The following is a 22524-nucleotide window of genomic DNA, read 5'->3' as shown; positions in this document are numbered from 1 at the left end:
AAGCGCCGAAGCCGGTACGCGCACAGCGAAAGCACAGCGGTTTCGTGCCGCGATTGCGAATGAAACCGCTCGGTTCATGGTTCTATGGAACACCAAGAGATCCTGAGTCGGGACGACCCGGCTTCAAGAGCTCTGGAGCATTGACCTTGAGGAGGCGAAGAGCATGACCGGCACAACTGGCACCCTGGACAACCAGCCCACTACCCTGACTGCCCTTGACCGTTGCGACCGCTGTGGAGCACAGGCCTATGTGCGGGCCGCGCTGTCATCCGGCGCCGGCGTTCTGCTCTTCTGCAATCATCACGCTCGGGCGGTCGAGGACTCCCTGCGACCGAAGACCATCGAGTGGATCGATGAGTCAGATCGCCTCGTGACCGCCAAGTAGGGCGGAGCACACAGAGCAGCTGAACGCATAGAGAAAGGGTGCGGACCGGATGACTCCGGTCCGCACCCTTTCGCTATGCCCGGTGCCCCCGTCTCACGGATGGAGGCACCGGGCGTGGGTCGATCGCAGGCTCAGTCGAGGTAGTCGCGCAGCACCTGGGAACGACTCGGGTGGCGCAGCTTCGACATGGTCTTGGACTCGATCTGGCGGATCCGCTCACGCGTGACGCCATAGACCTTCCCGATCTCGTCGAGGGTCTTGGGCTGACCGTCGGTGAGACCGAATCGCATAGCCACCACACCGGCCTCGCGCTCGGCAAGGGTGTCCAGGACCGAATGCAGCTGTTCCTGAAGCAGCGTGAAGCTCACCGCATCCGAGGGCACGACGGCCTCGGAGTCCTCGATGAGGTCCCCGAACTCAGAATCGCCGTCTTCACCCAGCGGGGTGTGCAGCGAGATCGGTTCACGGCCGTACTTCTGGACCTCGACGACCTTCTCCGGGGTCATGTCCAGTTCCTGCGCCAGCTCCTCCGGGGTGGGCTCGCGGCCCAGGTCCTGAAGCATCTGACGCTGCACGCGGGCAAGCTTGTTGATGACCTCCACCATGTGCACCGGGATGCGGATGGTGCGCGCCTGGTCCGCCATGGCGCGGGTGATCGCCTGACGGATCCACCAGGTGGCGTAGGTGGAGAACTTGAAGCCCTTGGTGTAGTCGAACTTCTCCACGGCGCGGATCAGACCGAGGTTGCCCTCCTGGATCAGGTCCAGGAAGAGCATGCCGCGTCCGGTGTACCGCTTGGCCAGGGAGACGACCAGACGGAGGTTGGCCTCAAGCAGGTGGTTCTTGGCGCGCTTGCCGTCCGCGACGACGAGCTCGAGGTCACGGCGCAGTCGCCGGTCGGTGATCTTCTCTTTGGCCAGCTTGTGCTCGGCGAAGAGTCCGGCCTCGATGCGCAGCGCGAGGTCGACCTCCTGCTCCGCGTTGAGCAGCGCGACCTTGCCGATCTGCTTCAGGTAGTCCTTCACCGGGTCGGCGGTCGCACCGGCCGAGACCACCTGGATCGCCGGGGCGTCGTCCTCATCGGCGTTGGAGATCACGAAGCCGCGGCCCTTGGACTCTTCCTCTTCGCCGTCCTTGGCCTTCACCGACTCCTCGGTGATGGCCTCCGGGTCTTCTCCGTCGGCCACGGCCTTCGCCACGGCCTTCTCCAGGGCGGCGGTGGGTGCTGCGGTCTCCTCGGCGTCGACCTCGGCGAGCACCTCGTCAACGGGATCAGCGGCCTTCTTGCGGCCACCGGTCTTCTTCGCCGGTGCCTTGGCGGTGGCTGCCGCAGGAGCCGCCTTGGCCGCCGCGGTCTTCGCAGCCGGAGCCTTCTTTGCAGGCGCCTTGGCGGAGGTGGAGCTCTTCTTCGCGGCGGTGGACTTCGCGGCGGTGCTGCGCGCTGCAGTGCTCTTCTTGGCGGGCGTCTTCTTCTCAGCCTCTGCAGCGGCCGCGTTCTCTTCGGTGGACTTGGACGCAGTAGTGGGCACGGTGACCTTCCGACTTAGACATGTGATGCAGATGCGATGAACTTGCCGGTCAACACACCTATGACCCTGTCAAGGCCATTGTGGAAATCGCACTCGCCTGAGGAGCTGTCAAAAGCTCCCCGAACGGGCATGATCCCTCAGATGGTTGCAGGGTCTTAATACTTGACAACATAGCGTGTTCCGCGCGCATTCCCAATCTGGGAGTTTTTTCCACCAGCTATTCCGGACGCTGCTCCGGGCGCGAACCCCTCCCTCCCCGACCCCAGGACCAGCTGTGCTGCTTGACCCGTGCCCAGCGACACACCCCCTTGAGTCGCATCAGTTCCTCGATGAGTCGGCTGAACTCGTTGTGCGGGAATTCCTCCAGACAACGGTCGATGAATGAACCCGACGCCGTCCCGCGACCCCTGGCCCATTCCACCCAGGCCATGAGTGCAAGCAGGTTCTCCCGTTCCGCCTCCCGGGCATATGGGACCAGCTCACGGAGCACCGTCTCCAGTGCGTCCACCCGGTCCCAGTCTGGGCGGCTGGACGTCTCGCCGAGAAATGATCCCGCGTAGTCGCGCAGTCTCGGATCTTCGGCCGAACCACGCTCGGGGTCAGACTGGGCCTGTTCCAGCCCCAGGACCGCATGCTCCAAGCCCAGAGCGGCCAGCGGAATCAAGAGGTCGCGACCGAACGAGGTACGCAGCTGCCCAAGCAGCCTGTTGAACCACGCGGCCCGGGCTCGCGGCTCCCCGGGTGCAGCGAAGACTACAGCGGCTGGGCCCTGCGTCTGCCCCTGCACCTCGGAGAGGTCGCCGGGCGCCTCCCCCAGGCCGGTGTTCTGCGCGGCGGCGAGCTGGCATCGCAGTGCCAGATCCCAGCTCTCCAGGACCCGCCGACCGTTGAAGGAGCCGCTGGACCCCTCCCGGTCGGCGCGCAGCTCCTTCAGCAGCGCAACCATCGCGGGATCTGCCCGGGGCGCACCGTCCAGGAATCTATGGGCTGTCTTCTCCAGGGGCCATGCCTCGGGCCCGGATCCTGCATCGGCCGGTGGGGCCAGCAGTGGGATCCTGAGATCGGCGACCCGTCGGCCCGGCAGCGAGCAGCACTGGGGATCGGGGCAGCGTGGATCACGTATATGCCCGCCCGCGAGGAACCAGACCTGCACGATTCGGACGCAATACTCGGATTCCAGCATCAGCCGGAGTGCGTCCAGGCACGCCCGCCAGGTGCGATCCTGCTCGGGGGAGGGATCGTCCTCCCCGATCAGCACCACCAGGGCCGCCTCGGGCGCCGGTGCCGAGCCCTCTCCGGCGAGACAGTCTGCGATCAGCCTGGCCGAGCTCACCGGCTCCCGCAGGGCCGGCGCAAGGTCGATGCGCATGTGTCCACCCGTGGCTCCGTCGAGCAGCCCCACGACGACCAGCGATTCACGCGGCAGGCTGGAGAAGGTATGTCTGAGCAGCGCCAGGCAGTCACCGGGGTCCTGGATCTCAAGCGGACCGCGCCTGGGCATCGCTGGTTCCAGAAGCACCGGATCCGTCGTTGCTGGTTTCCCAGGCGCCGACTCGATGCGCCGGCCTCGGCTCTGCTGCAGGGGATCACGCTGATGCGGGGAGTCGGTGTGTGCGTCCATGCATCCAGGGTCCGGGGATCACCCGTGCCGCGGATCTGAAGGGCTCCGACTGTGCAGAAGCTCCGCCGGGCCCCTTCTCAGGCTGCCCCCTGGGGAAGACCCGCCCCGGTGGAGCACCGCTGGCTCACTCAGGCCGGTCGGTGTCCTCGGCCGGCGCCTGGTCGGTGTCCCCGGCCTCGGCCTCGGTCTGGTCCGGCTGCTCGCCCGGTATCTCGGGAGCCTCTCCCCCGGCGCCTGCCGCCGGATCTCCAGTGCCGGGATCCTCGGAGTCAGATCCGGCGCGCGCGGCCTCGGCGTCGGCTGCGGGATCGTGGTGGCGCAGGTAGGCCTCCACGGCCGCACCGAGCTCCTCGGCGTCCGGGACGGCGTCGTCGTCCTTGACCAGCAGCGAACGCTGCTGCGGGGTGGCGTACTCGTCGAAGTTGCGCTCCAGGCGCTCGACCATGCCTTGGATCTCGGTGTTCTGCGCCACCTGCCGGGAGATGTCCTGCTCCACCATACGGGAGGCCTCGCGCAGCTCATCAGTGGGCAGCATCAGTTCCAGCGCCGCTCCGGCGTACTCCAGCGCGGCCACCGCCACATGCGGGAAGCGGCCGCCCGCAAGGTAGTGCGGGACGTGCAAGGTGTAGCCCACCACGTCCCGCTCGGCCTCGGTGATCCGCAGCTCCAGGAACTGGCTCAGTCCAGCCTCGATCTGGGCACTGGGGCCCCAGGTGGAGATGCCCTCGATCAGGTCCTCTCGATTGCCGTGGGCAGTCACGCCGATCGGGCGGGTGTGCGGGGTCGGCAGCCCCAGGGCATCCACCAGCACCACGAGCTTCACGTCGAGCCGATCCACCAGCTGCAGCACCGCCGAGGAGACCCGATCCCACTGGTAGTCGGGCTCGTCCCCGGTCAGGAGGAGGAACGGCCGACCCAGCGCGTCCCGGACCTCGTAGAGCTCAAGGGAGGGCGCGTCGAAGTTGCTGAACCGATTGTCGGTGAACGTGATCTGCGGACGCCGAGACCGGTAGTCGAAGAGTTCATCCACATCGAAGCTGGCGAGCCTGCGGTGCGGCAGCGCCCCGAGCAGAGACTCGGAGAGCTGCTCGCTGAGGCTGCCGGCATCGGTGTGCCCCGACCAGGAGACCAACAGGCTCAGCTGCTCGGCGGGCGCCTGGTCTCCGCGCAGCACCAGGGCGCCGCCTTCGGCGCTCACGCTGGACTCATGTCCGTCCTGGGCACCGAGGTTGCGGGAAGCATCCGACTCTTCGCCTCCCTCGGCTGCGGGGTGGACATGCAGCAGATCCAGGGGGTCCTTCACCTGAGGGGTCCTCTTTCCGATATGGGGGAGCCGAACTGCACCCGAGGCTCTGGGGCGCCCCGGACAGCTCGGCGAGTCGTCTATACAACAGGATGCCACCTGCGGGCATTCCCACGCGGATTGTGGTTAGGATCGATTATCAAGAACAACCAAGACGACATACCCCGATTCCACCACCCGCGGAATCAGACAGGACCACTGTGATCCACGATTTCCAGCCCAGCCTCACCGCCGTCTCCACCTCTGTCGAGAAGACCGACACCGACGCACTGGTGCTCGGTGTCGCCAAGGGACCCCAGGGTCCCATCCTGCTGCCCAACCCGCTCGCCGACGACGCCGCCAAGGGCGTGGCCGACTCGCTGAAGGCACTGGGCGCGACCGGCGCCGCAGATCAGCTGCTGCGCCTGCCCGGCATCGACGGGTTCAAGTCGGAGACCCTGGTGCTCATCGGCGTGGGGCCGCTGACCGGAGAGCCCACCGGCGGGGTCACCCTGGAGGCGCTGCGTCGCGCCGCCGGTTCAGCGATCCGGCAGCTCGGCAGCATCGATTCCGTCGCCCTGGCCCTGCCTTCGGCCAGCGTGGAGCAGGTCGGAGCCATCGCTGAGGGTGCCGCGATCGGCGCCTACTCGTTCAACCACTTCCGCAGCTCCGAGGAGGCCCGCTCGGCCACCCCGGTCAGCAGCATCCTGGTGCTCACCGAGCTGAAGGAGAAGCAGACGCGTCCGGTGATCGACCGGGCCGCCGTCGTCGGCTCTGCGGTCCGCGCCACCCGGGATCTGGTGAACACTCCCCCCAGCCACCTCTACCCGGAGAGCTTCGCCGAGATCGCTGCCGAACTGGCAGACCGGACCAAGGCCCCGGCGCAGCAGGGCGGCACCGCCCGGGCAGGCAAGCTGAAGATCAAGGTCTGGGGCGAGAAGGAGCTGGCTCGCGACGGCTTCGGCGGCATCCTCGGCGTGGGCGGCGGTTCCTCCCGCAAGCCCCGCCTGGTCCGCATGGAGCACTCCCCCGCCAAGCCGGTGGCGCACATCGCGCTGGTCGGCAAGGGCATCACCTTCGACTCCGGCGGGCTCTCGCTGAAGCCTGCCGCAGCGATGACCACGATGAAGCTGGACATGGGCGGTGCCGCCACGGTGGCCGCCGTCGTCCGGGCGGCCGCAGACCTGAACCTGCCGGTCAAGGTCACCGGCTGGCTGTGCCTGGCCGAGAACATGCCCTCCGACACCGCGCAGCGCCCCGAGGATGTCATCACCATCCACGGCGGCAAGACCGTGGAGGTGCTCAACACCGACGCCGAGGGTCGCCTGGTCCTGGCCGACGGTCTCGTCGCGGCCTCCGCCGAGCAGCCCGATGCGATCATCGACGTGGCCACGCTCACCGGCGCGCAGATGATCGCGCTGGGCGTGCGCACCACCGGTGTGATGGGCAACGAAGACCTGCGCGAGGCCCTGATGATGGCCTCCCAGGAGTCCGGCGAGAGCCTGTGGCCGATGCCGATCCCCGAGGAGGCCCGCTCCGGGTTCGACTCCGAGGTGGCTGACCTCACCAACCTCGGTGATCGCTTCGGCGGCATGATGAACGCCGCGGCCTTCCTGCGCGAGTTCGTCGGAGACCGCTCCGGCGCCACCACCGAGCCGCTGGATCCCGAGAGCACCCGGATCCCCTGGGCCCACCTGGACATCGCGGGCCCGGCGTTCAACGAGAAGGGCGCCTACGGCTACACCCCGAAATCGGGCACCGGCGTGATGGTGCGCACACTGATCAGCTACCTCGAACGCCTGAGCCGCTGACCCAGTGGCTGATGCCTGCGCACAAGCGATAGGCTGATCGCAGAGAACACCTGGAAGGGCGCCTCGGCAGGCCCCACGGTCCGTCGAGGAGCCCTTCCAGACCGAACAAGGATCTTCACGTCTCACTCGATGCAAGGGAGCAATGACAGTGGCCGACCAGCCTCAGGAATTCGACGTACTCGTCCTCGGAGGGGGCAGCGCAGGCTACGCCGCGGCGCTTCGCTCGGTCCAGCACGGACTCACCGTGGGCCTCATCGAGAAGGACAAGCTGGGCGGCACCTGCCTGCACTGGGGCTGCATCCCGACCAAGGCATACCTGCACTCCGCGGAGCTCGCCGATGAGGCGCGCAACTCGGAGAAGTACGGCGTGAAGATGAACTTCGAAGGCGTGGACATGGCCAAGGTCCGCGAGTACAAGGACGGCATCGTCGCCGGGAAGTACAAGGGCCTGAGCGGGCTGCTGAAGATGCGCAAGGTCAACGTGATCTCCGGTGAGGGCAAGCTGGTCTCGGAGAACGAGATCGAGGTGGACGGCACCCGCTACACCGGCAAGAACATCGTGCTGGCCACCGGGTCCACCTCCAAGACCTTCGGTCTGCCGCTGAGCAAGAAGATCATCACCTCCACCGAGGCTCTGGAGCTCGACTACACCCCGAAGTCGGCCATCGTGCTCGGCGGCGGAGTCATCGGCTGCGAGTTCGCCTCGGCCTGGACCTCCTTCGGCACCGAGGTCACCATCATCGAGGGCCTGCCCTCGCTGGTGCCCAATGAGGATCCCTCGATCGTGAAGCAGCTTGAGCGCACCTTCAAGAAGCGCGGCATCACCTTCAACACCGGGACCTTCTTCAACGAGGTCAAGGAGACCGAGGACGGCGTCAAGGTCACCCTGGAGGACGGGAAGACCTTCGAGGCGGAGATCTGCCTGGTCGCCGTCGGTCGCGGCGCGGTCACCGAGGGCTTCGGCTTCGAGGATCAGGGCATCACCCTGGACCGCGGCTTCGTCATCACCGACGAGCGGCTGCACACCGGGGTCGGGAACATCTACGCGATCGGCGACATCGTCCCGGGACTGCAGCTGGCCCACCGCGGCTACCAGCAGGGCATCTTCGTCGCCGAGGAGATCGCCGGGAACAACCCGATGATCGTCGAAGACATCAACATCCCCAAGGTCACCTACTGCGAGCCGGAGATCATGTCCGTGGGCTACACCCAGCCCGCCGCCGAGGAGAAGTACGGCAAGGACCAGATCGAGATCACCGAGTACAACCTCGCCGGCAACGGCAAGTCCTCCATCCTGGGCACCGGCGGTCTGATCAAGATGGTCGGCGTCAAGGGCGGCCCGATCGTCGGAGTGCACGGGATCGGCACCCGGATCGGCGAGCAGGTGGGCGAGGCCCAGCTCATCGTGAACTGGGAGGCCTACCCCGAGGACGTCGCGACCCTGCTCCACGCTCACCCCACGCAGAACGAAGCAATGGGCGAAGCGGCGATGGCGCTCTTCGGCCACCCGCTGCACGGCTGACCCAGCCCTGACCCCTCCCGGACCTCCGGGGCCCCTTCCAGAACCGCCCGTTGAGACAAGAATCCAGCCGCGAGGCTGAGTCGAACTTTGAGAGTAGGAGTCGGACACCATGTCTGAAACCGTGAACCTTCCAGCCCTAGGTGAATCAGTCACCGAAGGCACCGTGACCCGCTGGCTCGTGGAGGTCGGTGACACCGTCGAAGTCGATCAGCCGCTGCTGGAGGTCTCCACCGACAAGGTCGACACCGAGGTCCCCTCCCCCGCCGCAGGCACCATCGAGGAGCTGCTCGTCGCGGAGGACGAGACCGTCGAGGTCGGCGCCCCCCTGGTGAAGATCGGCGACGGCGCGGGCTCGGACGATTCCGGGTCCTCGCAGGACTCCGCAGAGGAGGACGCCCAGGAGGAGACCTCCGGCGAGGATGAGTCCAGCTCCGAGGCCGAAGAGGCCGAGGATGCCGCCACCGAGGCGGCCCAGCCTGAGGCCACGGAACAGGCCGCAGAAGAGAACACCTCCGAGGACCAGGGCGCTGAGTCGACCGGCGAGTCCTCCTCCGGCTCCTCCGAGGGTGGAGAGTCCCAGGAGATCACGCTCCCGGCTCTGGGCGAATCGGTCACTGAGGGCACCGTGACCCGCTGGCTGGTGGAGGTCGGTGACACCGTGGAGGTCGATCAGCCGCTGCTGGAGGTCTCCACCGACAAGGTCGACACTGAGGTCCCCTCCCCCGTGGCTGGCACCATCCAGGAGATCAAGGTCTCTGAGGACGAGACCATCGAGGTCGGCGCCGTGCTCGCGCTGGTCGGTTCAGGGGCCTCCGCCGGTTCCTCCGGCGGTTCCGACTCAGCAGATGCGGAACAGGAGCAGGACGAGGAGGCCGAGGCGGCAGCTGCCGAGCCGGCCACCGAGGAGTCCACTCCGGAGAAGTCCGAGCCGGTGCAGGAGCCCGCCCCTGAGGAGCGGACCCAGCAGGAGGCCCCGGCCAAGTCCGAGCAGAAGTCCGAGCAGAAGTCCGAGTCCAAGGCAGAGCCGAAGTCCGAGTCCTCGGACTCCTCCGCGGAGGGTTACGTCACTCCGCTGGTGCGCCGGTTGGCCAAGAACGAGGGCGTGGACCTGGCGGATGTCAAGGGCACCGGAGTCGGCGGGCGCATCCGCAAGCAGGACGTGGTCGACGCCGCCGAGGCGTCCAAGTCCCAGACCGAGTCCGAGGCCCCGGCCGAGGCGGCAGCACCTGCCAAGACCGCTCCCAAGGTCGAGGTGGACACCAGCAAGCGCGGATCCTCCGAAAAGGCTCCGCGGATCCGCCAGGTGATCGCGCAGCGGATGAACGAGTCCCTGGACATCTCCGCACAGCTCACCCAGGTGCACGAGATCGACATGACCCGCATCGTGAACCTGCGCGCCAAGGCGAAGGCCTCCTTCAAGTCGCAGAACGGTGTGAACCTCACCTACCTGCCCTTCATCGGCACCGCCGTGACCGAGGCGCTCAAGCAGCACCCCAAGCTCAACGCGGAGTACGACGAGGCCAACCAGCAGATCACCTACCACGACGCCGAGCACCTGGCGCTTGCCGTGGACACCGAGAAGGGCCTGCTGGTTCCGGTGATCAACGACGCCGGCGATCTGAGCATCGCAGGACTCGCCAAGAAGATCGCTGACGTGGCCGAGCGGACCCGCCAGTCCAAGATCGGTCCGGGTGAGCTCTCCGGAGGCACGTTCACGATCACGAACTTCGGTTCGGTGGGTGCGCTCTTCGACACCCCGATCATCAACCAGCCGCAGGTCGCGATCCTGGGCACCGGGACCATCGTGAAGCGCCCGATGGTGGTCACCGATGCAGACGGCAACGAGTCCATCGGCATCCGGCACATGATGTACCTCTCGCTGACCTATGATCACCGACTGGTCGACGGCGCCGACGCCGGACGCTTCATGCAGACGCTGAAGGCCCGCCTGGAAGAGGGCAACTTCGAGGCTCAGCTGGGCCTCTAGAACGCTCCAGGAGCAGGGTCAGGGGAACGAACGCCCGGGGAAGTCCGGACCTCAGCTCCCTGACCGAGGTGCTCAGTGGGCACAGAAGAGGGTCCGTCCTGAAGGGGACGGGCCCTCTTCTGCGTCCGAGCCCGGTTCTCAATCCTCACTCAGTTCTCATGCCTCACTCAGTTCTCATGCCTCACTCAGTTCTCATGCCTCACCCGGCCACTCCTCACCCGGCCACTCCTCACCCGGCCACTCCTCACCCGGCCACTCCTCACCCGGCCACTCCTCACCCGGCCACTCCTCGCGCAGCCCCTTCACCCGGCCACTTCTGGAGCTGCTCCTACTGGAGCTGCGGGTCCTCGACGCTTGCGGGGAGCTCCAGGACGCTGTGCAGCAGCCACCTGTCCTGCACTCGGTGCAGCACCAGCAGCACCCTCTGAGACTCGGCCGCACCCGCGGACCCTCCCCCGGCCGTCACGGTGACGGGAAGTTCTGTGACACGTTCCGGCGCGAGGTCGGGGTCGGAAGATTCCGGCGGCTGGGATTCGGGCTGCTGCGAGCCTGAACTGCTGTTCGCATCCTCCCGACTGACCCGGATCGACAACGCCGCTCCCTGATAGCCGACACCAGTTCGGGCGAAGCCCCGGATCAGCTCCAGCTCGGCATTCCGGGCTGGGGCATCGGGCACGGTGTAGCGGCGGACATCTCGTTCGGAGACCTCACGCAGCGCCTGGGTGCGCAGCACCGCGATGCCTGCCACGGCGCGCATCGGGTCTGGATCTCGCAGCAGCTGCAGCGGCGTTGAGCCGCCGCCGTCGCCGGTCCCGAACCTGTGCTCAGGGGTCTCTGCCCGTCTCGCACCGGCTTCAGCCGGCCCAGGGGTGTCAGGGGTATCGGCGGTGTCAGGGGCCCCGGAGGTCTCACGGGACTGTCCCTCGGGCCGAGCCTCCTGCGAGGCGGGAACCAGCGTCGTCGTCGGCGTGGCGACCGGTGGTCCTGCCGCCACCCAGAGTCCGGCGAACCCCAGGCCCGCAAGGGTGAGCGCGGCGAACCGGGGCGCCCGGCGGTGACCCTGCTTCGCAGGGCCGGGCCTGCTGGGCAGTTCGGGAACGACCTCCTCGTGCACGTATGGGGTGAGATCCAACGCTGTCGGGGCGGCGCAGCGGAACAGCTCCACCGCGAAGTCCTCGGCACTGGGCCGGCGCGCCGGCTCGGTGTCCAGAGCCGCCTCGAGCAGCCGGGAGATCGAGGCGGGAAGCTCTGGTCGCAGACTGCGCAGCGGCGCCCGCCGCCGTCCCACGGCGGGCACCGAGTGGGTCAGGGCGAACCAGGCCACCGCGCCCAGTGCGTACACGTCGGCTGCTGGAGCCAGGCCAGCCCGAGCCTCCCGGCGTGCCGCAGCGTCCGCCTCGGGGGGAAGCCGAGCTTCAAGGTCCCGTTCCGGAGCGGTGAACCCGGCAGGGGCGGCGAGGGTTCGCGGTGTTCCCAGGACCGCGGCGTCCGCCAGATCTCCGAGCGCCGGCTTGCCGTCCGCGGCGAGCAGGATGTTCCCCGGGGTGAGCTTCCCGTGGGCGACCCCGCCCCGGTGCAGCGCTCCCAGAGCGGTCGCGATCGGGGTCAGCACGGTGACGACCTCCCCGAGGTCCAGGGTGCCGACGCTGAGCAGAAGATCCCCCAGGGCACCTGCGCTATACGGCTCGAGCATGAGTCCAAGTCCCTGCGAGGTCTCCAGCACCCCGTAGGCGCGGACCAGGTGTTCATGTCGCAGCATGTCCAGCGCCTGGAGCTCAGCGATGGCGCTGCGCAGCGGGATCGGATCGGCGACCGGCGCACGGGGAACCTTCAAGGCGAAGGCCGCCGGCGGACACCCGTCGATCAGCTGCCAGTCCGGCTCCGCAGGAGAATCCCACCAGACCAGCCACACCAAGGCGTCGGCTTCAGCACCCAGCAGCCGCTCCACCGTGATGCCAGGCGCCTGCGGAGGGTCCCAGCCGCGGTCCCCCCAACCCTGGAAGGTCCGTGCCACGCGCTCAAGCGGTTCTGCCCGGTACAGGGTACCGCCGGTGGGGTCAGCGTTCATACCACCATTCTCCCCGCGCCAGATCCCACAGCTGAGTTATCCACAGGTCATCTGCGACGCCGGTTCTCACGTCAGCCCGTAATCGGTCTAGGCTGGTGTCATGGAGCTCGCATTCACGAGGCTCGGGTTCGATCCTGAGCTTCTCGACTACTCCGAGGCCCTCGCCGAGCAGCGGCGGCTGCACTCGGCAGTGCAGGACGGCACGGCGCCCTCCACGGTGCTGCTGCTCGAGCATGCCGACGTCTACACCGCCGGGCGACGCACCGAGCCTGGGGACCTGCCCGTTGACGGCACCCCGGTGGTGGAGGTGGATCGCGGCGGCAAGATCACCTGGCACGGCCGTGGCCAGCTCGTCGGCTACCCGATCCTGCATCTGCGTGATCGCTCGCTGGTGAAGGACTACGTCTGCGTCCTGGAGAAGACCCTGATCCGGCTCCTCGAGGACGACTTCGGCATCGTGGGCACCCAGGTGCCGGGTCGCTCAGGGGTCTGGATCACCGAGGACGGGCCGGACCGCAAGATCGCCGCCATCGGACTGCGTGTGCATCACGCGGTCACCATGCACGGGTTCGCGCTGAACTGCTCCAACGATCTCGCGCCCTTCGAGAACATCATCGCCTGCGGCATCAACGACGCCAAGACCACCAGCATCAGCGCGGAGCTGGGCCGCCGGGTCACCCCAGAAGACGTGGCAGACCGGGTGACCGAGGAACTGAGCCGGGCCCTGCCGCGGCTGCTTCACCACGACGACGACGCGCCCGTCCCCACCGGGTCCCCCGGCTTCGGCGCAGACCAGGACACCTGTGTGATGTCCCGAACTACAGAAGGAGCACCACAGTGACTGTGGCACCAGAAGGCCGTCGCATGCTGCGCGTGGAAGCACGCAATGCCTCGATCCCCGTGGAGCGCAAGCCCGAGTGGATGCGCACCAAGGTCAAGATCGGCACCGAGTTCACCGAGATGAAGAAGCGCGTCGGAGAGAAGGGCCTGCACACGGTCTGTGAGGAAGCCGGGTGTCCGAACATCTTTGAATGCTGGGAAGACCGCGAGGCCACGTTCCTGATCGGGGGCTCCGCCTGCACCCGGCGCTGTGACTTCTGCGAGATCGACACCGGACGCCCGGGCGCCGTGGATGAGTCCGAGCCGCTGCAGGTCGCACAGTCGGTGCAGGAGATGCAGCTGCGCTACGCCACCGTGACCGGGGTCGCCCGTGATGACCTCCCCGATGAGGGGGTGTGGCTCTACGCGGAGACCATCCGCAAGATCCACGAGCTGAACCCGGGCACCGGCGTGGAGATCCTGATCCCGGACTTCTCCGGACGTGAGGAGAACATCGCCGGGATCTGCGAAGCCGCCCCCGAGGTGTTCGCGCACAATGTCGAGACGGTCCCGAGGATCTTCCGGCGGATCCGTCCCGCCTTCCGCTATGAACGCTCACTGGACGTGCTGACCCAGGGTCGCGGTCACGGCATGATCACCAAGTCGAACCTGATCCTGGGCATGGGAGAGACCCGCGAGGAGGTCTCCGAGGCGCTGCGCGACCTTCACGACGCCGGGTGTGACCTGCTGACCATCACGCAGTACCTGCGGCCCACCCCGCGCCACCTCCCGGTGGACCGCTGGGTCAAGCCGCAGGAGTTCCTCGACATCTCCCAGGAGGCCGAGGAAATCGGCTTCCTCGGTGTGATGTCGGGGCCCCTGGTCCGCTCCTCCTACCGGGCCGGGTCACTCTGGGCCAAGGCGATGCAGAAGAAGGGCTGGGAGATCCCCCCCGCGCTGGCCCACATCGAGCCCTCCGGGGCGACCAAGCAGGAGGCCTCCACCCTGGTCGCTGCGGGCTACTGAGCCTGCGGTAGACTGAGATCACTATGGCACCAGCTGACTCCACTCCTTCCAAGGCTTCCTCCAAGGCAGAGGCAAAGGCCGCGCTCAAGAATCTCAAGGCCCAGCAGAAGGCTGAACAGCGGGACCGCAAGGCCCGCAAGAAGGCCAATAAACAAGAGGGCTTCTTCGCGCGGATCAAGCAGGTCTTCACCATGACCCGCTCCTATGACCCGAACATCGGATGGTGGATGGCGCTGGCCTTCTTCGCCACCTTCGGAGTCTTCTTCCTGCTCTTCACGTTGCTGCTGAACTGGGTCACCGGTCTGCTGATCGGACTTCCGTTCGGTCTGCTCGCGGCGATGATCGTGATGAACCGGCGCGCCGAGAAGGCCGCCTTCTCTCGGATCGAGGGCCGCCCGGGGGCTGCCGCCGCCGCGCTGAGCACGCTCAAGCGCGGTTGGGTCGTCACCGAGGAGCCGGTCGCGATGGACCCCAAGACCCAGGACGCGATCTTCCGGGTGGTGGGCAAGCCGGGGCTGGTGCTGATCACCGAAGGCCCCGCCGGTCGGGTGAACAAGCTGGTGGAGAAGACCCGCAAGCGCTTCAGCCCGATCCTTCGGGACACCGGTGTCCCGATCCACGTCATCCAGTCAGGTCGCGGCGATCAGCAGGTTCCGCTGCAGAAGCTGGTCAAGACGATCAAGAAGCTGGACAAGAAGCTCACCAAACATGAGGTCAACGCAGTGGACCGTCGTCTCACGGCGCTGCCGATCTCCCGTCCGCCGATCCCCAAGGGCGTCGATCCCTACCGCACGCGCCCAGACCGCAAGGCGCTGCGCGGCTAGATCCGCTTCCGCTGAACTCTGCTGAGAGAACCCCGATCATCCTGCTGATGATTGGGGTTCTCTCGTCCCCGGTGCTAGGCTGTTGTGCTGTCTGGCAGGCTTCGCGCCCTTTGAAGAGATCCCTGTACACAGTCACTCCCCCAGAATTCTGATGGAGCGTCCATGTGCCGGTGCGATGTCGCAGTGCAGTGAGTCTTCGGCGGCTCACACTCTCCGAACTACGGATCTCGGAGGCCAGGTACCTGATCGTTTGTCGCGATCAGGAATAAACATCATTCGCCGACAAGACAGAAAGGCAGAATATGCCCAAAACACCTCTGCGCAGTCGTCGTACTGTGAAGGCATCGCGTGCCCTTGGCATCGCGCTGACCCCCAAGGCCCAGAAGTACCTGGACCGCCGCCCTTACGGTCCCGGCCAGCACGGCCGCACCCGGCGTCGCACCGATTCCGACTACGCGGTGCGTCTGAAGGAGAAGCAGCGCCTGCGCGCCCAGTACGGCATCCGGGAAGCCCAGATGCTGCGCTACTACGAAGAGGCCAAGCGGATGCACGAGGGCCTGACCGGTGAGAACCTGGTCGAGCTGCTCGAGTCCCGGCTTGATGCCCTGGTGCTGCGTGCCGGGTTCGCCCGCACCATCGCCCAGGCCCGCCAGTTCGTGGTGCACCGTCACATCCTGGTCAACGGCAAGCGCGTGGACCGCCCGTCCTTCCGCGTGAAGCCCGGCCAGATGATCCACGTGCACGAGCGCTCCGAGGTCTTCGAGCCCTTCCAGGTGGCCGCCGCAGGCACCCACCAGGATGCGCTGCCCACGGTCCCGGGCTACCTCACCGTGGAGATCGAGAAGCTCCAGGCGACTCTGTCCCGCAAGCCCAAGCGCGAAGAGGTCCCGGTCACCTGCGAAGAGCAGCTCGTGGTCGAGTTCTACGCCCGCTGATCCGATTCGGATCACTCAGAACCTCGTTCTGAGACCCACAGAGCCCGCTGCCCTCCCTCACCGGAGGCCGCAGCGGGCTCTGTGTTTCCACTAAGCTGGTCCCGGCGCAGATCCACAGAAGTCACAGACATGAGACTTCCGTGGCCGACTCGCAGCGACCATCAGCAAAAGGACCCGAGAAACTCATGAAGACCGAGGACATCGCCCGGACGTGGTACGACTACTTCGCCGCCAAGGGGCATGAGCGCGTCCCCTCAGCATCGCTGATCTCCCCGGATCCCTCGGTGCTGTTCACCATCGCCGGGATGGTGCCCTTCATCCCCTACTTCATGGGTACCGAGAAGCCGCCCTACTCGCGGGCCGTCTCGGTGCAGAAGTGCATCCGCACCGCCGACATCGAAGAGGTCGGCAAGACCGCGCGCCACGGCACCTTCTTCCAGATGTGCGGGAACTTCTCCTTCGGCGACTACTTCAAGGAGACGGCCATCCCGATGGCCTGGGAGCTGCTCACCCACTCCCGGGAACCAGACCCGGAGACCGGGCTGCGCGGCTACGGCCTGGACCCGGAGCGGCTCTGGATCACGGTGTACCAGGACGACGACGAGGCCTACGCCATCTGGCGGGACCAGGTCGGTGTCCCTGAAGCCAGGATCCAGCGTTTCGGCCCCGAGGACAACTACTGGAACACCGGCCAGCCGGGCCCAGGCGGGCCCTGCTCCGAGATCTACTACGATCGCGGGCCCGCCTACGGCATCGAGGGCGGCCCCGCCGCCGATGAGACCCGATACGTGGAGATCTGGAACCTGGTGTTCATGCAGTACCGGCTCTCCGCGGTGCACTCGAAGACCGAGTTCGAGGTCGCCGGCCCGCTGCAGAACAAGAGCATCGACACCGGCCTCGGCCTGGAACGCCTCGCCATGGTCCTGCAGGGCGTGGAGAACATGTACGAGACCGACCAGGTCCGTCCGGTGCTCGACCGGGCCGCCGAGCTGGCCGGCCTGGAGTACACCTCCACCGAAGACCCCGCCGACCCGCACCACGCCAATGACGTGCGGCTTCGCATGATCGCTGACCATGTACGCAGCTCACTGATGCTCATCTCCGACGGTGTGCGTCCCTCCAACGAGGGTGGCGGCTTCGTGCTGCGCCGCCTGATCCGCCGGGTGATCCTGGCGATGCGCCTGATGGGGGTGGAACAGCCGGTCTTCGGCGAACTGGTCAGCGTGTCCAAGGACGCGATGAAGGGCACCTACCCCGAGGTCGAGTCCGGCTTCGAGAAGATCCACCAGACCGCGGTCAAGGAGGAGCAGGCCTTCCTGCGCACCATCTCTGCGGGCACCGCGAAGCTGCGCTCGGCTGTGAACACGGCGCAGACCGCCGGGGCCGCCGTGACCGGCGCCGACGCGTTCGCGCTGCACGACACCTACGGCTTCCCGATCGACCTGACCCTGGAGATGGCCGCCGAGGCCGGGGTCGGTGTCGATGAGAAGCGGTTCCGTGAACTGATGACCGAGCAGCGCGAACGCGCCCGAGCCGATGCCAAGGGCAAGAAGTCCGGACACGCGGACACCCAGCTCTACCAGGAGCTGCGCGCCGACTCCCCGACCCACTTCACCGGCTACACCGAACACACCACCGAGTCGCGGATCCGCGGCGTGCTCGTGGACGGGCAGATGCGCACCAGCGCCTCGGCCGGGGAGGACATCGAGCTGGTCCTCGACGCCACCCCCTTCTACGCCGAGGCCGGTGGCCAGGCCCCGGACACCGGGCGGATCACCGGTGACGGGTTCGAGCTCGAGGTCCTCGACGTGCAGTCCCCGATCAAGGGCCTCTCGGTGCACCGCGCCCGGGTCCTCTCCGGAGAGGTGCCGGTCGGCGCGGAAGCACTGGGCGCCATCGACGTGCGTCGTCGTCTGGATGCGGAGAAGGCGCACACCGGCACCCACCTCATCCACGCCGCCCTGCATGACGTGCTGGGCCCGGAAGCAGTGCAGGCTGGCTCCTTCAACAAGGAGGGTTACCTGCGTTTCGACTTCACCTCCGAGGCCGCCATGAGCAGCGCCGCTCGACAGGAGCTCGAAGCCGCCGCCAACCTCGCCATCCGGGACAACTACGAAGTCCAGACCCGGGTCACCTCGCTGGAGGAGGCGCAGGCGCAGGGCGCGATGATGCTCTTCGGTGAGAAGTACGGCAACGAGGTCCGGATGGTCGAGATCAACGGGGCCTGGTCCCGCGAGCTCTGCGGCGGCACCCATGTGGACGCCACCGCCGAGATCGGCACCCTGGCCCTGATGTCGGAGGCCTCCGTGGGCTCGGGGAACCGCCGTGTCGAAGCACTGGTCGGGCTTGACGCGTTCCACCACTTCGCCGCCGAGCGCACCCTGGTCAACCAGCTCACTGAGATGCTCAAGGTCCCCGCGGACCAGGTCCCTGACCGGATCGCCTCGACCCTGGCCAAGCTCAAGGAGGTCGAGCGCGAACTGGAGAAGCTGCGCAGCGCCCAGCTGCGCGCCAAGGCCGGAGAGCTGCTCTCCCAGGCCGTGGATGCCGGTGGGGTCGACGTGCTGACGCATAACGCCGGGGCGGTGTCCGGGGCTGATGATCTGCGCGCCCTCGCGCTGGACCTGCGCGGACGCTTCGGCTCCCGCGCGGCCGCCGTCGCGGTGGCCGGTGAGTCCAAGGGCCGACCGGTCATCGTGGTGGCCACCACCGAGGCCGCTCGAGACCAGGGAGTCTCCGCTGGGGATCTGGTCAAGCGGGCCTGCGCGGTGCTCGGCGGCGGGGGCGGCGGCAAAGCCGACCTCGCCCAGGGCGGCGGTCAGGACGCGTCCCAGATCCTGCCGGCCCTGGAGGCAGTCACCGCCGCGGTGTGCCAGCGTGTCTGATCAGCCGCAGAATGTCGCCGCCCCCGGCCCGAGTGTGCGCGCCGGGGTGCGGCTGGGCATCGATGTCGGTGACGCCCGGGTCGGGCTGGCCGCCTCGGACCCTGACGCGCTGATCGCCACTCCGGTGATGACGCTGCGTCGAGACCCCAACCGGGCCTCGGACCTGAGCATGCTGATCACCATCATCCGGGACCGGGGTGCCCGGGCGGTCTACGTCGGGCTGCCGCTCTCGCTCTCCGGCGATGACACCCCCTCCACTCAGAAGGCACGTGACTACGCCGCTGCGCTGGCAGAGATGATCGCGACCGCGCAGCTGGAGACCTCAGTCCACCTGGTCGATGAGCGTCTCTCCACGGTCTCGGCCGCCTCCAAGATGCGCGCATCCGGGGTGGCCTCGAAGGACCAGCGGTCCCGGATCGATCAGGCCGCCGCGGTGGAGATCCTGACCCACGCCCTGGATATGCGCCAGTCCTGGGGCCGTGAACCCGGGACGGCGGTCTCCGCCGGCTGAGCGCCCAGGCCGGGCTCTCCACAGCCCGCGCCGCATCAGACTCTGCGCGCAGCCCGTCCACAGCGCAGTTGCAGTGCTGGCCTCGCGACAGCTGTTCCGGGAGGCTCAATGCATGCGAACCGACACCGCGCCGAGCCTGCCCCCGGGGGTCTACCGCCCCGGGGCCGACTTCTCCGCCGCTGAACTTCAGGTCATGGTCCATGAGGGTGCCCTGCGTCCGCTGCTGGGAGACCTCTACGCCGCCAGCTCGCTGCCGGACGCCCCGGCGCTGCGAGCCCTGGCCTGCCGGACCCTGCTCGCAGGAGGCCTGCGCGCGCACGCGGTGCTCTGCGGGGAGTCTGCCGCGTGGGTCCACCTCGGAACGCCCGCCGCACCGCCGCGGATCACCGTGATCACGGCGGGGGTCTACCGACGTCGGACTGCCGGACCGGTTCCCTGGCAGGTCCACCAGGTGCCCCTGACGGAGCAGGAGCAGCGCCAGCTCCAAGGCGTTCCGGTGACCACCCCACTGCGCACCGCGGCCGATCTCTTCCTGGGGCTGGGCACAGTGGGCAGCCGACGCGCGCTCGATGCACCGCCGGCGCAGCCTGACACCAGGACAGCGACCGACGCCGGATCGGCGCCTGGCACCAGATCAGGACCGGGCCCCGGGAGAGCACCGGAAGCTGGATCGGCGCCCGGCGATGACCGGGCCCGGCGCTGGAGCGCGATCCGGCGGCTCTGTCTCAGCGAGGCCGAACCGATCCACCCTCAGGCGCTGCTCCGACAGATCCAGTCACAGCTCGGCGGTCGCGGCGTCCTCCAGCGGGGACACGGCACCACAGACACCGGACACCAAGACGATCCCAGTCTCGGGCGCACCCCGGACGATCCCAGCCGCGGGCGCGCCCCGAACGAGCACGCCCCGCATGGGCGCACCCCGAACGGACGGATCGAGCGGATCGCAGCCCTGCTGGCCTGCCACATCCCTTCCGGGTGAGGTGCTCAGTGTTCGCGGCGCTTGCCCACCGTGCGGTAGACGTCGTAGACCCCGTCGATCCGGCGCACCGAGTTCAGCACGTGGTTCAGGTAGCGCGGGTCCCCCATCTCGAAGGAGAAGCGAGAGATCGCCACCCTGTCCCGTGACGTCTGCACACTGGCAGAAAGGATGTTGACCTGGGACTCTGCCAGGATCCGGGTGACGTCGGAGAGCAGTGACTTCCTGTCCAGGGCCTCGACCTGGATCTCGACCAGGAACACCGAGGACTTCGTCGGGGCCCACTCGACCTCGACCAGGCGCCCGGGCTGCTCGCGCAGCTGCTGGACATTGCGGCAGTCCCCTCGGTGCACCGAGACGCCCTGACCGCGGGTCACGAATCCCTCGATCTCATCCGGTGGCACCGGTGTGCAGCAGCGGGCGAGCTTCACCAGAACGTTGCCCGCACCCCGGACGATGACACCGGCGTCGGAATACTGGTTCGCGGGAGTCCCAGGAGAGGTGATCGGAGTGGTGTCGTGCTCCTCAGACTCTTCCTCCTCGGGTTCGAAGAGTGCGGTGAGGTGCTCGATGACGTTCTGGGTGGAGACATGCTCCTCCCCCACCCCGGCGTAGAGCCCGGCGACCTCGGTGTAGTGCAGCTGCTTGGCGACGGTGTCCAGCACCTCGGGGTTCATCACCTTCTGCAGCGGCAGCTGAGACTTCCGGATCGCCTTGGTCAGGCTCTCCTTGCCGCGCTCGATGGACTCCTCACGGCGCTCCTTGGAGAACCAGTGACGGATCTTGTTCCGGGCTCGCGGGCTCTTCACGAACTGCAGCCAGTCGTTGCTGGGACCGGCGGTCTCGGACTTGGAGGTGAAGATCTCCACCCAGTCCCCGTGCTGCAGCTCGGAGTTCAGCGGCACCAGTTTCCCGTTGACCCGGGCACCGATGGTCTTGTGCCCGACGTCGGTATGGATCGCGTAGGCGAAGTCCACCGGGGTGGAACCGGCCGGAAGCGCCATGACCTCACCCTTGGGGGTGTAGACGAAGACTTCCTTGGCGTTGATCTCGAAACGCAGCGAGTCCAGGAACTCATCCGGGTCCTTGGTCTCGGACTGCCAGTCCACCAGGGACCGCAGCCAGCCGATGTCCTCGGTGGCCTGGGACTGCTGGGTCGCGGTGCCCGCGAGAGACCCGCCGGTCGGCCGGTCCACCGCCGAGGCTGGGGCGGTGGCCGAGAAGTCCTGCTTGTACTTCCAGTGCGCGGCGACGCCGTACTCTGCGCGGCGATGCATCTCATGGGTGCGGATCTGGATCTCCACCGGCTTGCCGGCCGGGCCGAGCACCGTGGTGTGCAGCGACTGGTACATGTTGTACTTCGGCATCGCGATGTAGTCCTTGAACCGCCCGGGCAGCGGGTTCCAGCGGGCATGCAGCGCACCGAGGACCGCGTAGCAGTCCCGGATCGTGTCCACGAGCACCCGGACGCCCATCAGGTCGTGGATGTCGTCGAATTCCTTGCCCCGCACGATCATCTTCTGATAGATCGAGTAGTAGTGCTTGGGGCGACCCGTGATGGTGGCGGAGATGGCGGCGTCGTTGAGGTCATCGGCGATGGTCTCGCGCACCTCGGCGAGGAACTTCTCGCGCTGCGGCGTGCGGTCCCCCACAAGCCGGACGATCTCTTCATAGACCTTGGGGTACAGGGCTGCGAAGGAGAGGTCCTCGAGCTCCCATTTGATGGTGTTCATCCCGAGCCGGTGGGCCAGCGGGGAGAAGATCTCCAGGGTCTCCTTCGCCTTCCGGGCACTGGACTCTGCGGCCACATACCGCCAGGTGCGCGCGTTGTGCAGCCGGTCCGCGAGCTTGATCATCAGCACGCGGATGTCCTTGGCCATGGCCAGGACCATCTTGCGCACGGTCTCGGCCTGAGCGGCATCGCCGAACTTGAGCTTGTCCAGCTTGGTGACGCCATCGACGAGCAGCGCGATCTCGGTGCCGAACTCCTCGGTCAGCTGCTCCAGGGAGTAGGCGGTGTCCTCCACGGTGTCATGCAGCAGCGCGGCGGCCAGCGTGGAGCCGGTGAGGCCGAGCTCGGCGAGGATGGTGGCCACGGCCACCGGGTGGGTGATGTAGGGGTCACCGCTCTTGCGCTTCTGGTCCCGGTGGTGATGATTCGCGACCTCGAAGGCGCGCTGGACCAGGGGGAAGTCCTGCTGGGAGTCATTGGCCCGCATGGCGCGCAGCAGCGGCTCGAGCAGCGGTGAAGACGATGCCTCGTCACTGACCACGCCGACGGCGCGAGCTCGTCGGACCACGGGCGGTGAGGCTGCACTCGCTGCGGCGAGCTGCGTGATGCCC

At 67.5% G+C, this 22524-nt stretch carries 16 protein-coding genes; 11 read left to right on the top strand and 5 right to left on the bottom strand.

Translation table 11 applies throughout. The features are described 5' to 3' along the window. The first annotated feature begins 163 nt into the window (after positions 1-163). Complete coding sequence (locus HNR24_RS03155; RefSeq protein ID WP_058889176.1) at positions 164-385, top strand: DUF7455 domain-containing protein; 222 nt, start codon at positions 164-166, stop codon at positions 383-385. 131 nt (positions 386-516) lie between these two features. On the opposite strand, the gene HNR24_RS13775 is transcribed toward HNR24_RS03155, so the two are convergent. The 3 genes from HNR24_RS13775 to HNR24_RS03140 form a co-directional block, all read right to left on the bottom strand. Next, entirely contained in the window at positions 517-1947 is a 1431-nt protein-coding gene (locus tag HNR24_RS13775) for an RNA polymerase sigma factor (RefSeq protein WP_375139289.1), read from the bottom strand. Positions 1948-2131: 184 nt separating this feature from the next. Then, positions 2132-3535, bottom strand: a complete 1404-nt coding sequence (locus tag HNR24_RS03145) for a DUF4192 family protein (protein WP_182494988.1) — start codon at positions 3533-3535, stop codon at positions 2132-2134. A gap of 124 nt (positions 3536-3659) precedes the next feature. Next, complete coding sequence (locus HNR24_RS03140; RefSeq protein WP_182494987.1) at positions 3660-4838, bottom strand: PAC2 family protein; 1179 nt, start codon at positions 4836-4838, stop codon at positions 3660-3662. Positions 4839-5038: 200 nt separating this feature from the next. Here HNR24_RS03140 and HNR24_RS03135 point away from each other — a divergent pair, with 200 nt between their 5' ends. The 3 genes from HNR24_RS03135 to sucB all read left to right on the top strand — a co-directional run bounded on the left by HNR24_RS03135 (position 5039) and on the right by sucB (position 10137). Continuing rightward, entirely contained in the window at positions 5039-6628 is a 1590-nt protein-coding gene (locus HNR24_RS03135; protein ID WP_310735374.1) for a leucyl aminopeptidase, read from the top strand. Between the two features lie 148 nt (positions 6629-6776). Further along, positions 6777-8150 (top strand): dihydrolipoyl dehydrogenase, encoded by a 1374-nt coding sequence (gene lpdA / locus HNR24_RS03130; protein WP_058889475.1) that lies wholly within the window; start codon positions 6777-6779, stop codon positions 8148-8150. Between the two features lie 109 nt (positions 8151-8259). Then, positions 8260-10137: a 2-oxoglutarate dehydrogenase, E2 component, dihydrolipoamide succinyltransferase gene (gene sucB, locus HNR24_RS03125; protein ID WP_182494985.1), complete on the top strand. Its 1878-nt coding sequence runs from the start codon at positions 8260-8262 to the stop codon at positions 10135-10137. A gap of 328 nt (positions 10138-10465) precedes the next feature. On the opposite strand, the gene HNR24_RS03120 is transcribed toward sucB, so the two are convergent. Beyond that, on the bottom strand, positions 10466-12205 hold the full coding sequence (locus tag HNR24_RS03120; protein WP_182494984.1) for a serine/threonine protein kinase: 1740 nt from the start codon (positions 12203-12205) through the stop codon (positions 10466-10468). A gap of 100 nt (positions 12206-12305) precedes the next feature. Between HNR24_RS03120 and lipB the strand changes: the two genes are divergently transcribed. From lipB to HNR24_RS03085, 7 genes are all read left to right on the top strand, one after another. Further along, positions 12306-13046: a lipoyl(octanoyl) transferase LipB gene (gene lipB / locus HNR24_RS03115; protein ID WP_083504934.1), complete on the top strand. Its 741-nt coding sequence runs from the start codon at positions 12306-12308 to the stop codon at positions 13044-13046. Then, positions 13043-14050 (top strand): lipoyl synthase, encoded by a 1008-nt coding sequence (gene lipA / locus HNR24_RS03110; protein ID WP_182494983.1) that lies wholly within the window; start codon positions 13043-13045, stop codon positions 14048-14050. Before lipB ends, lipA begins: the two co-directional genes overlap by 4 nt. 23 nt (positions 14051-14073) lie before the next feature. Next, the gene (locus HNR24_RS03105; protein WP_058889169.1) at positions 14074-14874 is read left to right on the top strand and encodes a DUF4191 domain-containing protein; all 801 of its coding nucleotides are present in this window, start codon (positions 14074-14076) and stop codon (positions 14872-14874) included. Between the two features lie 302 nt (positions 14875-15176). Beyond that, positions 15177-15809: a 30S ribosomal protein S4 gene (gene rpsD, locus HNR24_RS03100; RefSeq protein WP_058889168.1), complete on the top strand. Its 633-nt coding sequence runs from the start codon at positions 15177-15179 to the stop codon at positions 15807-15809. 185 nt (positions 15810-15994) lie between these two features. Further along, positions 15995-18694: an alanine--tRNA ligase gene (gene alaS / locus HNR24_RS03095; RefSeq protein WP_182494982.1), complete on the top strand. Its 2700-nt coding sequence runs from the start codon at positions 15995-15997 to the stop codon at positions 18692-18694. Continuing rightward, the gene (gene ruvX, locus HNR24_RS03090; protein WP_310735373.1) at positions 18687-19205 is read left to right on the top strand and encodes a Holliday junction resolvase RuvX; all 519 of its coding nucleotides are present in this window, start codon (positions 18687-18689) and stop codon (positions 19203-19205) included. The genes alaS and ruvX overlap by 8 nt, the downstream gene beginning before the upstream one ends. A 112-nt stretch (positions 19206-19317) precedes the next feature. After that, on the top strand, positions 19318-20184 hold the full coding sequence (locus tag HNR24_RS03085; RefSeq protein WP_058889166.1) for a hypothetical protein: 867 nt from the start codon (positions 19318-19320) through the stop codon (positions 20182-20184). Between the two features lie 5 nt (positions 20185-20189). Here the strand turns inward: HNR24_RS03085 and HNR24_RS03080 are convergent, their stop codons facing one another. Continuing rightward, positions 20190-22481, bottom strand: coding sequence for a RelA/SpoT family protein (locus tag HNR24_RS03080; RefSeq protein ID WP_232301820.1), 2292 nt, complete (start codon positions 22479-22481; stop codon positions 20190-20192). Between the last annotated feature and the right edge of the window lie 43 nt (positions 22482-22524).

Source organism: Nesterenkonia sandarakina (genome assembly GCF_014138825.1).
Taxonomy (GTDB): Bacteria; Actinomycetota; Actinomycetes; order Actinomycetales; family Micrococcaceae; genus Nesterenkonia; species Nesterenkonia sandarakina.
This window is presented reverse-complemented; position numbering and strand designations above follow the sequence as displayed.